13 protein-coding genes are annotated in these 14668 nt (G+C 60.2%); 3 read left to right on the top strand and 10 right to left on the bottom strand.

Translation table 11 applies throughout. The features are described from left to right. Positions 1-58: 58 nt before the first annotated feature. The 6 genes from E2K80_RS05195 to E2K80_RS05170 all read right to left on the bottom strand — a co-directional run bounded on the left by E2K80_RS05195 (position 59) and on the right by E2K80_RS05170 (position 5637). A complete protein-coding gene (locus E2K80_RS05195; protein ID WP_135373408.1) occupies positions 59-334 on the bottom strand; it encodes a glucose-6-phosphate isomerase in 276 nt (91 codons plus the stop codon). Between the two features lie 211 nt (positions 335-545). Continuing rightward, entirely contained in the window at positions 546-1064 is a 519-nt protein-coding gene (locus tag E2K80_RS05190) for a CarD family transcriptional regulator (RefSeq protein WP_135373406.1), read from the bottom strand. 277 nt (positions 1065-1341) lie between these two features. Beyond that, positions 1342-1677 carry a ferredoxin FdxA gene (fdxA, locus tag E2K80_RS05185; RefSeq protein ID WP_135373404.1) on the bottom strand — a complete coding sequence of 112 codons (336 nt, stop codon included), beginning with the start codon at positions 1675-1677 and terminating at the stop codon, positions 1342-1344. A 98-nt stretch (positions 1678-1775) separates the two neighbouring features. After that, the gene (locus E2K80_RS05180) at positions 1776-2135 is read right to left on the bottom strand and encodes an RNA-binding S4 domain-containing protein (RefSeq protein WP_443216566.1); all 360 of its coding nucleotides are present in this window, start codon (positions 2133-2135) and stop codon (positions 1776-1778) included. Next, positions 2129-5011: a helicase-related protein gene (locus E2K80_RS05175; RefSeq protein WP_135373400.1), complete on the bottom strand. Its 2883-nt coding sequence runs from the start codon at positions 5009-5011 to the stop codon at positions 2129-2131. The genes E2K80_RS05180 and E2K80_RS05175 overlap by 7 nt, the downstream gene beginning before the upstream one ends. 65 nt (positions 5012-5076) lie before the next feature. After that, positions 5077-5637 carry a tetratricopeptide repeat protein gene (locus E2K80_RS05170; RefSeq protein ID WP_135373398.1) on the bottom strand — a complete coding sequence of 187 codons (561 nt, stop codon included), beginning with the start codon at positions 5635-5637 and terminating at the stop codon, positions 5077-5079. Between the two features lie 73 nt (positions 5638-5710). Between E2K80_RS05170 and E2K80_RS05165 the strand changes: the two genes are divergently transcribed. From E2K80_RS05165 to E2K80_RS05155, 3 genes are all read left to right on the top strand, one after another. Then, positions 5711-6004 carry an SCP2 sterol-binding domain-containing protein gene (locus E2K80_RS05165; RefSeq protein ID WP_135373396.1) on the top strand — a complete coding sequence of 98 codons (294 nt, stop codon included), beginning with the start codon at positions 5711-5713 and terminating at the stop codon, positions 6002-6004. Positions 6005-6008: 4 nt separating this feature from the next. Further along, on the top strand, positions 6009-6962 hold the full coding sequence (locus tag E2K80_RS05160; RefSeq protein ID WP_135373394.1) for an alpha/beta fold hydrolase: 954 nt from the start codon (positions 6009-6011) through the stop codon (positions 6960-6962). Between the two features lie 305 nt (positions 6963-7267). After that, positions 7268-8557, top strand: a complete 1290-nt coding sequence (locus E2K80_RS05155) for an MFS transporter (protein ID WP_135376485.1) — start codon at positions 7268-7270, stop codon at positions 8555-8557. Positions 8558-8721: 164 nt separating this feature from the next. On the opposite strand, the gene E2K80_RS05150 is transcribed toward E2K80_RS05155, so the two are convergent. From E2K80_RS05150 to E2K80_RS05135, 4 genes are all read right to left on the bottom strand, one after another. Continuing rightward, the gene (locus E2K80_RS05150) at positions 8722-9423 is read right to left on the bottom strand and encodes an ABC transporter ATP-binding protein (RefSeq protein ID WP_135373392.1); all 702 of its coding nucleotides are present in this window, start codon (positions 9421-9423) and stop codon (positions 8722-8724) included. Further along, the gene (locus E2K80_RS05145; protein ID WP_135373390.1) at positions 9416-10762 is read right to left on the bottom strand and encodes an ABC transporter permease; all 1347 of its coding nucleotides are present in this window, start codon (positions 10760-10762) and stop codon (positions 9416-9418) included. Before E2K80_RS05145 ends, E2K80_RS05150 begins: the two co-directional genes overlap by 8 nt. 875 nt (positions 10763-11637) lie before the next feature. Beyond that, positions 11638-13035: a proline--tRNA ligase gene (proS, locus tag E2K80_RS05140; RefSeq protein WP_135373388.1), complete on the bottom strand. Its 1398-nt coding sequence runs from the start codon at positions 13033-13035 to the stop codon at positions 11638-11640. Between the two features lie 112 nt (positions 13036-13147). After that, positions 13148-14662, bottom strand: coding sequence for a UxaA family hydrolase (locus E2K80_RS05135; protein ID WP_135373386.1), 1515 nt, complete (start codon positions 14660-14662; stop codon positions 13148-13150). Positions 14663-14668 lie beyond the last annotated feature (6 nt).

The raw sequence follows: 14668 nt of genomic DNA, 5'->3' as shown, positions 1-14668 counted from the left end.
GCGTTGAAATATTTTATTTCAGGCAGCGTTAGATGATTCAGGTTTATCGAAAACTGCTCTAGGGGCAGGCAGCGTAGTAAACTGTCGAACCATCACCGGTTGCATAGGCGCAGCGATCCTGCTGCGTGCCGCGCGCAATCATCGTACCGGCAGCAGCGCCTGCAATTCCTGCGACAATGGTCATTTCAGAGTTGGCATCCAGCGCGTCCGCCAGAAGCACACCGCCGGCAGCGCCACCGAGAAGGCCAAGATTAGAGCGGTCCTGATTTGACAGCTGGCAACCCGCCAGCGCGAAAGTGCCGCCAATCAGGGCGATGATAAGGGTCTTCGACATTGTTTTGTCCTTTCAAATGGTCGTCGTTCTGAACCGGTCCTACCTATATGTCGGACAACGCCTGAACTTGGTTCATTCTTCCATCAACAGATGGGGTGGGCGATAGCCCGTATGATCAGGCTGACCCATAGGCGCATTCGTGCCGATCAATGTCCACGAAAAAACCCGCCGCAAAGGATGCGGCGGGCGGTTTTCTGTCAGTCAGGCGGGATCAGGCAGCGGCAGCGCGGGCCGAAAGCACATCATCGACACGTTTCTGCGCCCCGGCCTCATCCATGCCGTTCACAGCAGCCAGTTCCCGGGTCAGACGCTCCAGTGCCGCTTCATAAAGCTGACGCTCGGAATAGCTCTGCTCGCGCTGGTCATCGGCGCGATGCAGGTCGCGCACCACCTCGGCGATCGCGATCAGATCGCCCGAATTGATCTTTTGTTCATATTCCTGGGCCCGGCGGGACCACATGGCGCGCTTCACCCGGGCCTTGCCCTTCAGCGTATCCAGCGCCTTGGTCACCACATCGGGGCTGGAGAGTGAACGCATGCCCACCTCGGTTGCCTTGGCCGTTGGCACCCGCAAGGTCATTTTGTCTTTCTCGAAAGAGATCACGAACAGTTCCAGGACGAATCCGGCGATCTCCTGCTCTTCGATAGAGACGATCTGACCGACCCCATGGGCCGGATAGACCACGTATTCATTGGGGCTGAAATCCTGCGATTTACGTGATTTACTCATCTATATCTTCCTCTCGGGCCCAAGATATCAGGCGCCAAAAACACCGGCGGAAAGACAGGCTTTCCACAAGCAGTTTCTAATATTCTGATATATCGTTCCGGGCTGGCAGGCCCGTTATTGATGTCACAACTCTGTTTGTAACGAATATATAGCACAAATTTCGGGGGTTTCAAAATCTGACGTAGCGCGCAGAAAGGAATGCCCTGTTTTTACAGGGGTTTGCTGCACTGCAACAGATTTCACATAAGCCCCACATTGCGCCCATATGGCGAATCGGTCAACCACCTTCGCCCGCCGCTTCGGAAAACAGCTCCATCTTGCCGGGTTTACCGTCCATGTCCTCGGCTTCGGGCAACTGATCTTTCTTGGTGATGATCACCGGCCAGGCCTCGGAATACTTACGGTTGAACTCAACCCAGCTTTCCATATCCGGCTCTGTATCCGGGCGGATCGCATCGGCGGGGCATTCGGGTTCGCAAACACCGCAATCAATGCATTCATCGGGGTGGATCACCAGCATATTCTCCCCCTCATAGAAGCAATCCACGGGGCAGACCTCCACACAATCGGTGTATTTGCAGGCGATGCAATTTTCAGTGACGATGTAGGTCATGGAGTAAAACTCGGCTGTCTCGATAAACGGTTAGCTACGCAACCCCCGGACAAGTTGCAAGATGGTGCGACGCCATTGCCGCAGAGCCGCCAAGGGCCCTATTCCGTGTCCCGGTGAAGCGCATCCAGATCGCGCCGGACCTTCTTTGTTGGGCGGGCGCCGACACGGTCGGGAACCGGGTCTGATGGCGGGGTCATATCCTCATACAGCGCCTGCGCCTCCGGGGCCGGGCCGCGCCGTGTGGCCAGCCCGACGATGCGCACAACCCGGATCAACCGCCCCTGCGGGAAGGTCAGCACATCACCGGGGCTGACCAGGGTGGCCTTTTTATGCACTTTTTCGCCATTCACCCGGACATGGCCCTCCGACACACGTGTCGTGGCCCGGCTGCGGGTCTTGAAAAACCGCGCCTGCCAGAGCCATTTGTCCAGCCGGTCTTTGGTCTTGTCGCTCAGGATTTGTCCTTCAGCCCCGCAAGCGCTTGCGCAAACGGGTTGTCCGGGTCGATCCGGTCTTTCTTACGCTCAGGCCGGGCCGAAAAGTTCTGCGGTTTGTCCTTCCGCTGTGGTTTGCCACCGGGTTTGCCCTGCGGCTTGCCTTTCCTGCCCCGGGGTTTTCCACCACCGCCATCATTGCGACGCTGGCCCTGCTGGCTGGGGCGTCGGCGCGGGGCCCAGGCAAAGGTGTAGAACACCTCCATCTCGGGGCTTTGATCTGCGGCGGTTTCCTCAGCGGGTGCAATATCGGCTGCGGCTGCCTCGGCGGGGGCTTCCGGCGTGGTATCCGCCGATATCTCGGGGGACATTTCCGGCGGCGGCGCCACCGGCGGGGTCTCGACCGGGGGCGTCACCGGGGTTTCCTGCGGCGTATCGGGCGGGGTTTCGCCGGGCGTTTCCCCAGGCACTTCTGCCGGTGCCGGATCGGGCGTGTCAGAGGCCGCAGGGGCAGGTATTGCTTTCACCTTCACCCGTTCCCCGCGATCCGCCTTATAGCCAAGCCCGCCCATCAGATCGGCAAACTGTTCCAGCGTCATACCGGTGATCGACAACATATCCGCCGTCGCCTCGAACCCGCCGCGTGTATCCTGCTGACGCAGCATATCGGCCAGACGCTCCAGCATGTCGATACGGATCGCCCGCGCGCCCGCCGGGCGATAACCCGACATGGTGTAATAGCCAGCGGGCGGATCTTCGGCATTGGGGATGGTGACCAGGCCAGGGGGCGGGCTTTCGGGAAATTCGTCCAGCCCCTTGGCCAGACCCCAAAGAACCAGACGCAGGCGCGTAGGCGCCGGTTTCAGCAACAGATGCTGGAAGATGGTGAACTGGCCAAAGCGCACCCCGTGCTTGCGCAGCAATCCGCGCGCATCCTGATCCAGCGCCTTCACATCCCCGGCCACATCCGGGCGGGGCAGAACGCCAAGCGCCTCGACCATGCGAAAGGCAAACCCGCGCGCCAGACCGCTCAGCGCCTCATCTTTCGACATCGCCAGCAGCGGCTCGAACAATGTGGCCACCTTGCGGTCGATGAAATGCTGCAAGCGCCGCTGAACCTTCTGCATGACCTCGGGGCCCGCGTCGTCATCGACAAACGCCTCAGCCACGGGTTTCAGCGCATCCGCCCCCGCCACCAGCTTGCCCACCGCCTGATCGCCCCACATCAGGCCCCCCTGTTCGGTGTAATCGAACTCGGTATCCGGCGCGTTATAGAACCGGTCGGCGCGCAAGTGGAATTCAGGCCGCAGGGCCACGACCGCGGCCTGTTGCAGGGTTTTCGCCTCATCCGCGCTTGCCGAGGCATCCTGCCGAAACCGGAATCCCTCCAGCCGGCCGACAAACTGGCCCTCGACTGTCACTTCGCCTTTGTCATTCACCTCGGCCACAAGGCTCTCCTTCTGCTTCAACCGGCGCATCAGCACAGAGGTGCGCCGGTCGACAAATCTTTGCGTCAGACGCTCATGCAACGCGTCTGACAGGCGGTCTTCTACGGCACGCGTGGCGCCACGCCAATGGGATTCATCATCAACCCAGCCCTTCCGCTGCGCCACATAGGTCCATGTGCGGATATACGCCAATCGTTTCGACAACGTGTCAATATCGCCATCGCTGCGATCAATCCGCTTGACCTGGCGCGCCAGCCAATCATCCGGGACCCGGCCCAGATCATGCAGATAGTCGAAAATTCCCGCCAGAAGACTGATATGTTCGGCATGGCTGACCCCCCGGAAATCGGGGATACGGCACACATCCCAAAGGCGTTTCACATCCTGCGCACCACTGATCCGCCCGGCCACATCCGCCTGCCCCGAAATCGCCTTCAGCGCCATAAGATCATCGGCTTCCCGGGCCCGCGACAGCCATTCATTCTGTGTGTGATCCTGCAGCGAGGCGATCAGGCGGTCGACAGTGCCGAATTCCAGCCGCGTATTGCGCCATTGCAGTTTGCGCACCGGCGCAAACCGGTGGGCGCTGATCGCCTCCACCACCGGGTCGTCCAGCGGGTGCGCCTCCCCCGTCACGCCGAATGTGCCGGGTTCCGTATAGCGCCCGGCACGGCCCGCGATCTGGGCCAGTTCATTCGGCATTAAATCGCGCATTCTGCGCCCGTCGAATTTGCGCAGACCCGAAAACGCCACATGCCGGATATCGAGGTTCAGCCCCATGCCGATTGCATCGGTCGCCACCAGCACATCCACATCGCCATTCTGATACAGGTCCACCTGCGCATTGCGGGTCCGTGGGCTCAGCGCGCCCATGACAACCGCCGCCCCGCCTCTGGTGCGCCGCAACAGTTCGGCAATCGCATAGACATTCTCGACCGAGAAGCCGACGATGGCCGCGCGCGGCACCATCCGGCTGATCTTTTTCGAACCGGTATATGTCAGTTCTGAAAACCGCTCCCGCCGCATGAACTGCACACCGGGCACAAGTGCGGCAATGGCGCTGCGCATGGTGTCGGCGCCCAGAAACAGGGTTTCATGCAATCCGCGCGCATGCAGCAGCCGATCCGTAAACACATGGCCCCGTTCCGGGTCGGCGCAAAGCTGAATCTCATCGACCGCCAGAAAATCCGAGCCATTGCCCTGCGGCATCGCCTCGACCGTGCAGACCCAATACTGGGTGCGCGGCGGCACGATCCGTTCCTCGCCGGTGACCAGCGCCACGACGGACGGTCCACGCAAGGCGACAAGCCTGTCATAGACCTCGCGCGCCAGAAGCCGCAGCGGCAGGCCGATCACACCGGTCCGGTGGGCCAGCATCCGTTCAATCGCGTAATGGGTTTTGCCGGTATTGGTGGGGCCCAGAACGGCCACGATCCGACCCTGATCTGACATCGTGCCTGTCATCCTGCATGACCACCCGGATCCGGGCGGCCCCCTTTCAGACCTGAATTGTGAAATCAGAGGGTTTCGCCCTCAAGCATCCGGTTCAGCCGGTCCACGGCCTGACTTATGTCTGGGCGGTGCGGATGTATAGACTGGGCGGTTTCATATGCCTCAAGCGCGGCGTCAAACTCTCCCATTTCCTCCAGCATCAAGCCCAGACCGGTCAGCGCGCCGAAATGACGCGGGTTCAGCGCCAGCACCCGCTGCACATCAGAAATCGCAACCCCATACCGCCCGGCCCGGAAATAGGCCGTGGCCCGCGCATTCCAGCCTTCGGCGAAATCCGGCGCATGGTCGGTCAACGCCGTCAGATGATCCAGCGCCGCAGCCAGATCGCCCTGCTCCAGCGCCTCACGCCCCCGCATCAGCAGAAAATCCGCCGAGGCCGAACCGGAAAGGGACCAATACTGATAAATCTCATCCTCAACCAGTTGCCAGGTCCCCAAATCCGGCAGCTGCAACCGTTCCAACAGCTCGTCAAGCCGATCACTTTGGGCCACGGTTGAGCCAGTTCCCGCCAAAAGCGCCAGCCCTGCCGCAAGGAGACTGTTGTGTATGTTGCGGAATGCTTTCATTCTGTCTGTGACATTAGCAGTTTGATGCGCGGGTTCCAGACCAAAGCCGCGTGATTATAAACAGGAGGTTTTGATGAGTAATATTATTGATGGTGCCGTGGCCGCCCTTGGGGCGAAAATCGGCACCGGATTTGACGGCAGTGCAAAATTCGCAATCGAAGGTGAAGGCGCGATTATCATCGACGGCGCGGGCGTGCGCGCAGCCGAAGAAGATGCCGAGGCGGATGTGACGATGACCGCAGATGCCGATACGTTCAAAGACATCCTGTCAGGCGATCTGAACCCGACCGCCGCCTTCATGGGTGGCCGGCTGAAGGTCGATGGCGACATGGGCACCGCAATGCGCCTTGGCAGCGCATTGGGCTAGTCGGATGATCCAGGCCGTACAAACCCAACCGCTTGTGGAACCCGCGCCCTATCTGGAAGATGTGGCAGACGGGCCCGAGAAGGCCGGGGCCTGGTGGGTACGGGCCGCTGACAACACCCGTATCCGGGTCGGATACTGGCCAGGGGGCACCAAAGGTACGATTCTGATGTTCCCGGGCCGCACGGAATATATCGAGAAATACGGGCGGATGGCCCGGGATATGGCCGCGCTCGGCTATGGCATGGCGGCCATCGACTGGCGCGGCCAGGGGCTGGCAGACCGGCCTGCACATCGCCGCGACATGGGCCATGTGCGCAGTTTCGATGAATATCGCCAGGATGTCGTGGCCGTGCGCCATGTGCTGGATCAGATCAGCCCGCCGAAACCCTGGTATCTGATCGGGCATTCCATGGGCGGGGCCATTGGCCTGCGCGCCCTGCATGACGGGCTGCCGGTTGACCGCGCGGTGTTCACTGCGCCGATGTGGGGCATTCAGATGTCGCCTTTCATGCGCTCCATATCCGGGCTTGTCATGGGGCTCAGCGGGCCGCTTGGCTTTGACACACGGTTCGCGCCAACCACAGGCCCGGCCGAGATCATGGCTTTTGACAACAACCCGCTGACCTCGGACCGGGATAATTTCGACTATATGTGGCGACAGGTGAAAGCATATCCTGATCTGGCCCTTGGCGGCCCGTCGATCCGGTGGGTCAGCGCCGCGCTGGACGAAACCACAGCCTTGTTGGAGAGACCCGCACCGGATGTGCCCGCCCTGACCATCCTTGGGGAACTGGAACAGATTGTGGCCCCCGAAGCGATCAAGCACCGGATGGCGCGCTGGCCCGGGGGGCGGCTGGATATAATCAAAGGTGCCGAGCATGAAGTGCTGATGGAAGCACCTGCCATCCGCGACGGCATTCTGACGTCAATTACAGACTGGTTTGACGGGGCGGGTTGAACGGGCCGCGCCCGGGGTTCAGAATGTCTGGCCGGTTTGAACGGGCTGTTGAACGCCGCGCATCTTTGACTCGATACAGTGGTTTTTCTGAATGCTATCTCCAGGCCGCGTGATGCAATATTGGCCTAAACGTCAAGCATTTCTGACCCAGACCGGCCATTGCATTGCTCTGGAGACGACAAGAGCAGTGCGGGGACCAACCAGACCTTCGCCCCGTGTGCACGAACGGCCGCTTTGGTGCGTGGCATAGGTTCTGGCTCGCTTAATGTATTGTGCATGTCGACACCAACGGCGATGCTGCAAAGATGGCCACCGAAATCGAGTTTTCTTTCGCAACGCTGAATGAGTCAGCGCGACGGCACATTCGCGTGTTTCAGATACACCAGTTCCTTGACCGTTTTGCGATGGGATTGACAGTCGCCGTTGTTGCTCTGGCATTGACTGACCGTGGCATGGACCTCTTTCAAATCTCGCTTCTCTTCGGGGTCTACTCGCTTACGGCGATGGTGATGGAGCTGCCGTTTGGTGGCCTCGCCGACAGCATTGGCCGCAAGCCGGTCTTTCTGGCGGCGGTCGTCGCTAGCCTAGTCTCGCTGGCACTATTTTTATCAACGAGCGATTTCTATGTTCTCGCGCTTTCATTTGCATTCATCGGTTTTGGACGCGCGCTCAGGTCAGGTACGCTTGATGCGTGGTTTGTCGAAACTTTCAAGGCCGCCGCGCCCAATGTGGATGTCCAACCCGCACTGGCCAATGCGCAATGGGCCAATGCCGTAGGGTTGGCCATTGGTGCCGTCTTGGGAGGTCTTCTGCCCGATATTCTGGGCGAGGTCGCAAAAAGCCTTGGGTTCAGCATCTATGATGTGTCCTACGTGGCAAGCTTCGGTGTGATGTTGGGCGTGTTTGTTTTCACGATGTTGGCCATTGCCGAAAAACCGCGTCCGATGAACGTCACGGCTGTCATGCGCGGCTTCGCCAATGTCCCAACGGTGATAAAAGACGCGAGCCTTTTGGCTCTTAAACATCCCGCTCTGTCGATACTTCTGGCAGCGTTGGCGTTTTTCCTGATGGCGACCAACCCGGTCGAGTTGATCTGGCCGACCCATGCAAAGCCCATGTTGGAGGAAGGCTATGCAAACACCATCATCGGTGTCTTGACCGCGACCTATTTTTTCTCAATCGCTTTCGGCGCGTGGCTGTCTCCACACATCAGTCGGATTTTTAAACGACGGCACGCAGTTACCCTTGCGGCGGCTTTTGCCTGCATGGCGGGCGTTCAGATCGCATTGGCTTTGCAGGGCAGTATCGTCGGGTTTGTGTTGGTTTTCATTGTGTATTCTGTTGTCCTTGGCGTTTCTGAGACGCCAGCCAGCAGTGTTCTGCATAGATGCGTAGAGGACCGCCAACGATCCACAATGCTGTCTTTGCGGTCGCTGATACAGCAACTTGGGGCAGCATTGGGCCTGATTTTGGCGGGAGCCATCGCCGATGTTTACTCCACACCTACGGCTTGGCTTGTCGGCGCGGTGTTTCTTGTTATTGCCGTGATCCTGACCGGTGTCCTAGCCAAACGGCTCGGTGCAGAGACCGAGTAGCTGACATTCGTGCACAACGCAGCATCCGACACTTTGGCCTCGTTCCAGACATTCGCTGCATCTTGTATCAAAATCCGCTTTCGCCAGATTTTCTGAACTTGGGTCCGTCTATGACGCAAAAGTCAAAACCGTCTGACGTTTCACACAGGCGGCAGCGGCCTGCTTCAATCCCCTGCCCCGTCGGTCGCATCCACCAGCACGCCGTCCTTCAGTCGCAGCACCCGGTCCATCCGCCCGGCCAGTTCCAGATTATGGGTGGCGATCAGGGCCGCCAGCCCGCGACCGCGCACCAGCCCCATCAGCGCCTCGAACACCCGGTCAGAGGTTTTCGGGTCCAGATTTCCGGTCGGCTCATCCGCCAACAGCAGGGCAGGCCGGTTCGCCAGTGCCCGGCAGAAGGCGACGCGCTGTTGTTCGCCCCCTGACATCGCCGCAGGCCGGTGGCCTGCCCGTTCCCGCACGCCGACACTCTCCAGCAGGTCTTGCGCATGCAGCTCTGCCTCCGCGCGCGGGATCCCATGGGCCAGTTGCGGCAGGATGATGTTTTCTGCGGCGGTGAATTCCGGCAGCAAATGGTGGAATTGATAGATGAACCCGACCTGTCCGCGCCGCGCCGCCGTGCGGGCCCGGTCCGACGCGTCACCAAGATCGACGCCACCAATCTCCACCGCCCCCTGATCCGGCGTGTCCAGCAGCCCGGCAATATGCAGCAATGTCGATTTTCCCGCCCCCGAAGGCGCGACCAGGGCCACAATCTCACCAGGATGCACCGAGACAGAGGCCCCCCGCAACACGCGGACCTCATTGGGCTTGCCGTGGTTATAGCCTTTTTCGATCCCGCCGAGATGCAGCACTGCCTTATTCATAGCGCAGCGCCTCCACCGGGTTCATCCGTGCCGCACGACGGGCCGGAAAGATCGTCACGACAAAAGACAGGCCAAGCGACAGGCTGACCGCCGAAACCACATCCCCCCATTCCAGCCGTGCCGGCAATTGCGACAGCAGCCGCACCGACGGATCCCAGACGCCGCCGCCCGCCACCCAGTTCACAAAGCTGAAAATCGGGTCGATCCAGATCGCAAAGGCGCAACCAAGACCCACCCCCACCACCGTGCCCGCCAGACCCACAGACGCGCCGCAGATGAAGAACACCCGCAGGATTGACCCTTCGCTCAACCCCACGGTGCGCAGAATGCCGATATCATGGCTTTTGTTCTTCACCAGCATAATCAGGCCCGAAACAATGTTCATCGTCGCAATCAGCACCAGGATCGAGAGGATCACGAACATGATGTTATCCTCCATCTGCAACGCCTGCAGATAGGCGCCGGAACTGTCCTGCCAGGTCCGCAGATAGGTGCCCTGCCCCGCCGCAAGCGCCACCGGTCCGACCAGCGGCTCCACATGTTCGGGGTCATCCACGGCGATATCCACGCTATCGGCCACGCCATCGCGGTCAAAAAAGCTCTGCGCCTCGGCAAAGGGCATGTAGATACGCACATTGTCGATATCCCAGCGCCCGACGCGGAAGATATACACCACCTCATACCCGCCGACCCGCGCGGCCCGCCCGCCCACGGTCTGCGCACCCGAGGGCGATGTCAGGCGGATCGTATCACCGACACGCAGCCCCAGACGGCGCGCCACACCCTCGCCGATGGCCACGCCTTCGTCAAAGCGCTCCAGAGAGCCAAAAGACGCCTCTGGGTCGCGCACAAGGGGCACGGTGGCCAGATCTTCAGCCCCGATCCCGATCACCTGGCCCAGAGTGTTTTCATTGCCCGCGCTGGCCATGACCTCGACCCGGATCACCGCGGCCGCATGCACAACACCCGGCACGGCGCGCACCGCATCGGCGATGGCGGCGGGGTTTTGCAGGGTGCGGGTGGTCGCCGCCCGGCCCGCCAGCGCATCCGCAACGGCCGGGTTGGCCGCGATCAGCGCCTGTTCTTCCTCGGTATAGTCGAACCGTTCCATCCCCAGAACGGTGATATGCGGGTTCGCCCCCACAATCGTGCCGACAAATTCATGCCGAAACCCGGACCGCACGGCCAGGGTCGCAATCAGCGCCATCACCGCCAGGGCGATGCCAAGGAAGCTGATCCAGGTCATCACACTGACCCCGCCTTCGGCACGGCGCGCGCGCAGATAACGCCAGGCAATCATGAATTCGAAGCCTGAGAACGGTTTGGTACGGCCAGACATCTGGCACCCCCTGCTCGTTTCTTGTTGGGCTGAAACTGGGGGCTTTATGGCCGGGGGTCAAGCATCGTTCATGTCATAGCCGATGATCGCGGCCCATATCGGGCGGGCGGGTTCAGCCCATACGGTCATTATGATGCGGTATTCTGTCTGTCCGTCGCAATACCCTTCGGGCGCCCGAACCTGTCCCACCGGCCCGGGCGCCGCCTTTCGCTGTCCCGGGCGGTTCACCCCGGGGCGAGAGGCATGCACGACACCCAGGAGCGACCTGGGCATCATGCACCGATCTCAAAGCATGACTGTGTCCATCACAAAGCCGGTGAAGGCCTCACTCCGGCCTGCGCTGTTCTGTATATGTCTCGCCATACCCATCTCGCTAAACTCTCATCTCATCCTCACATAAGATGAGAGTTTAGCGAGACAGCGGGTCAAAGCCGTCTGGACAATGGGATATCCTGCAGCACATTCGGATAGGTGGCCTGTACCAAAGTACAGGCTGAGTCAGATATGCAGGCCGGAACACGGGATCGTCGTCGCAACACCTAAAGCACCCTGCCTTAAACTTGAATCACAAATACCCTGCCACGCTTCGCGTTCACAGGGTATTTGTGATGCGCGATGTCTCAGGTTTAAGGCAGCATACTGTAAGGCACAATTTTACCGGACAGGGCTGTGCGGGCGCAACATGGCCCCAAGCAATGTGTGGGCTTTAGCTTCAGCCTGAAATTCTTCGCCATCCCCCACCACCATTCTGCCCGGCGGCACCGCCGGGCAGCGCCCGAACCGCCCCCACAGGGCGGGCGCTTCTCGCCCACCCTTCGGCTCAGACGCTGCCCTCTGCACAGTGTATATGTGATGCAGATGAAATGGACGATGTTCTAAAGCCAGGTATGAAAGCTCCGCTCGGCCATCGGCTCGATCATCGCGGCGATATGGGCGTGATGGGGGGCATAAATCTCGGCCACCTTGTCCACGGCGGCCTCGGCACTCATCTCTTCGCTTTCACCGGTCTTGCGGCTGGTCAGTTCAACCACGCCCTTGTCCAGCCCGCGCGGCCCGACCGTGATCCGCCAGGGCAGCCCGATCAGATCCATGGTCGCGAATTTCGCCCCGGCCCGTTCCTCGCGATCATCATAAAGCGGCTCCAGCCCTTTGGCTTTGAGCGCTTTGTAAAGACCGTCACAGGCGCCATCGGTGCCGGTGTCACCCTGGCGCAGATTGACGATCCCGCAATGGAACGGTGTCACACCCTCGGGCCAGATGATGCCTTTATCGTCATGGCTGGCCTCGATGATCGCGCCCAGAAGACGGCTGACACCGATCCCGTGGCTGCCCATATGAACCGGAACCTTCTGGCCGTCGGCGGTCTGCACAGTGGCCCCCAGGGCTTCGGAATATTTGGTCCCGAAATAGAAGATCTGGCCCACCTCGATCCCGCGCGCCATCCGGCGGCGGGCCTCGGGGATCTGGTTGAACAGCACCTCGTCATGGGTTTCATCGGTGCGGGCATAGCGGCTGGTGAATTCTTCCAGCACCGCCTGGCATTCCGCCACATTGTCGTAATCCACCTCACGCTCACCGAAGGTCAGATCGGTGATCTCTGCATCGTAGAACACCTCGCTTTCGCCGGTCTCGGCCAGCACCAGAAATTCATGGGTGTCATCGCCGCCGATCGGCCCGCTATCGGCGCGCATCGGGATCGCCTGCAGGCCCATCCGCTCATAGGTCCGCAGATAGCTGACCAGATGGCGGTTATAGGCATGCAGCGCCGCCTCTTTCGAGACATCGAAATTATACCCGTCTTTCATCAGAAACTCGCGGCCCCGCATCACCCCGAAACGCGGCCGGATCTCATCGCGGAACTTCCACTGGATATGATACAGCGTCAGCGGCAGATCCTTGTAGCTGCCCACATGAGACCGGAAGATATCGGTGATCATCTCTTCATTCGTGGGGCCATACAGCATGTCACGATCCTGCCGGTCACGGATCCGCAGCATCTCGGGGCCATAGGCATCATAGCGCCCGCTTTCGCGCCACAGATCGGCGGATTGCAGGGTTGGCATCAGCATCGGGATATGGCCCGCGCGCTGCTGTTCCTCATGCACGATCCGTTCAATATTGCGCAGCACCCGATACCCAAGCGGCAACCAGGAATAGATACCGGCGCTGGCCTGTTTGATCATACCGGCCCGCAGCATCAGCCGATGGCTGACAATCTGCGCCTCGGCGGGGGTTTCCTTCAGAACGGGCAGGAAGTAACGGCTCAGGCGCATCAGGTCTCTCACATCAGGTCAGGTTTGTCTGGCCTACGCGATTGGCTTTCAGCGGGCAAGAGATCACAGGCGCGCGCCGCCCCTTGAAGGACCCTCATATGTTCCGGGCAGTCTATAATGTGGCTCCGATTTGCCAGGGTACGAATTCGACACCGCCAAACCCCTGTAATTCACTCTTGGTTCTCTGCCCCGAGGCTATTTGCAACAGGGCCGCAAACAACTCCTGGCCTTTTTGCTCCAGACTCACACCATCGGAAATGACATCGCCGCAATTCACATCCATATCATCGACCATGCGCGCATACATTTCCGTGTTCGACGCGATCTTGAGACATGGTGTCGGCTGATACCCCGAAACGGAGCCCCGGCCGGTTGTGAACGCGATCAGATTGGCACCTGACGCAATCTGGCCCGTGACAGAACATGGGTCATATCCCGGGCTGTCCATAAAGACCAAACCCGCACAGTCGATTTTTTCGCCGAACTTGAAAACACCGTTCAGGCTTGTCGACCCGGCTTTAGCGACCGCACCCAGAGATTTCTCCAGAATTGTTGTCAGACCCCCCTTCTTGTTGCCGGGGCTTGGGTTGTTGTTCATCTCTGCGCCATTGCGCTTCAGGTATTCTTCCCACCACTCCAGCCTTTCGACCAGATCGTCGCGAATATTGCCGGCGGCGGCGCGGCGCAACAACAGATGCTCGGCCCCGAAAATCTCGGGCGTTTCAGACAGCACAACAGTTGCCCCCTGATGCACCAGCAGGTCTGCGGCATGGCCAAGCGCAGGGTTGGCGGAGATACCCGAATAACTGTCTGAACCGCCGCATTGCAGCCCCAGGGTGATTTCGCTGACCGGAACCGGGCTTCGGCGGGCCTGATCGGCAATCGCCGCAATCTCGCGCAATTCCGCGATGGCCCGTTCAATCGTGGCTTTCGTGCCATGCTCGCCCTGGATGGTCATGAATCTCAGGGTTTCCCCCAGATCCGCCGAGCGTTCGCCTGCCAATTGCGCCACTTGCATGACCTCACAGCCAAGCCCCAGCAACAGGATGCCCCCAAAATTCGGATGTTGGGTATACCCCATCAGGGTGCGCAGCAAAGTGTCGAAGCCTTCCCCCTGATCGGACATGCCGCAGCCCGAGCTATGCACAATCGGCACAATCCCGTCGATATTGGCGAAGTCATCCGCAAAGCCCGATTTGGCGGCCTCTTCCGCGATAAACCGCGCGACCGAGCCCGAGCAATTCACCGTTGTGATGATCCCGATATAATTTCTGGTCCCGACACGCCCGGTACTGCGGCGATATCCCAGAAATTCCAGAGGGGCCGGAATATGCCGGTCCGGCACGAATTCCACCGCGACAGGGTCGGTGTTCCCGCGGGATGACATGCCCAGATTATGGGAATGGACATGTTCCCCCACAGCGATATCTCTGAGGGCCTGGCCAATCACCTGCCCGAACCGGAGGACAGGCGCGCCTTTGGCAATATGTGCAGACGCGATCTTATGGCCTCGCGGGATATCATCCACCACGGGCACAGACAGCGTGTTCAGATCGCTGCCGGACGGCAAATCCCGCAAGGCAAGCACGATATTATCGCCGCTATGAAGCCGAAGGCTGTTATTCAAAGGCGT

This window comes from Rhodophyticola sp. CCM32, from assembly GCF_004751985.1.
GTDB lineage: Bacteria > Pseudomonadota > Alphaproteobacteria > Rhodobacterales > Rhodobacteraceae > Rhodophyticola.
This window is presented reverse-complemented; position numbering and strand designations above follow the sequence as displayed.

Bases quoted from the DNA above. Each gene is read 5' to 3' on its own strand.
- E2K80_RS05155 (WP_135376485.1), top strand. From the start codon at position 7,268: ATGGCCACCGAAATCGAGTTTTCTTTCGCAACGCTGAATGAGTCAGCG.
- proS (WP_135373388.1), bottom strand. From the start codon at position 13,035: ATGCGCCTGAGCCGTTACTTCCTGCCCGTTCTGAAGGAAACCCCCGCC.
- fdxA (WP_135373404.1), bottom strand. From the start codon at position 1,677: ATGACCTACATCGTCACTGAAAATTGCATCGCCTGCAAATACACCGAT.
- E2K80_RS05160 (WP_135373394.1), top strand. From the start codon at position 6,009: ATGATCCAGGCCGTACAAACCCAACCGCTTGTGGAACCCGCGCCCTAT.
- E2K80_RS05150 (WP_135373392.1), bottom strand. From the start codon at position 9,423: ATGAATAAGGCAGTGCTGCATCTCGGCGGGATCGAAAAAGGCTATAAC.
- E2K80_RS05170 (WP_135373398.1), bottom strand. From the start codon at position 5,637: ATGAAAGCATTCCGCAACATACACAACAGTCTCCTTGCGGCAGGGCTG.
- E2K80_RS05190 (WP_135373406.1), bottom strand. From the start codon at position 1,064: ATGAGTAAATCACGTAAATCGCAGGATTTCAGCCCCAATGAATACGTG.
- E2K80_RS05195 (WP_135373408.1), bottom strand. From the start codon at position 334: ATGTCGAAGACCCTTATCATCGCCCTGATTGGCGGCACTTTCGCGCTG.
- E2K80_RS05145 (WP_135373390.1), bottom strand. From the start codon at position 10,762: ATGTCTGGCCGTACCAAACCGTTCTCAGGCTTCGAATTCATGATTGCC.
- E2K80_RS05175 (WP_135373400.1), bottom strand. From the start codon at position 5,011: ATGTCAGATCAGGGTCGGATCGTGGCCGTTCTGGGCCCCACCAATACC.
- E2K80_RS05165 (WP_135373396.1), top strand. From the start codon at position 5,711: ATGAGTAATATTATTGATGGTGCCGTGGCCGCCCTTGGGGCGAAAATC.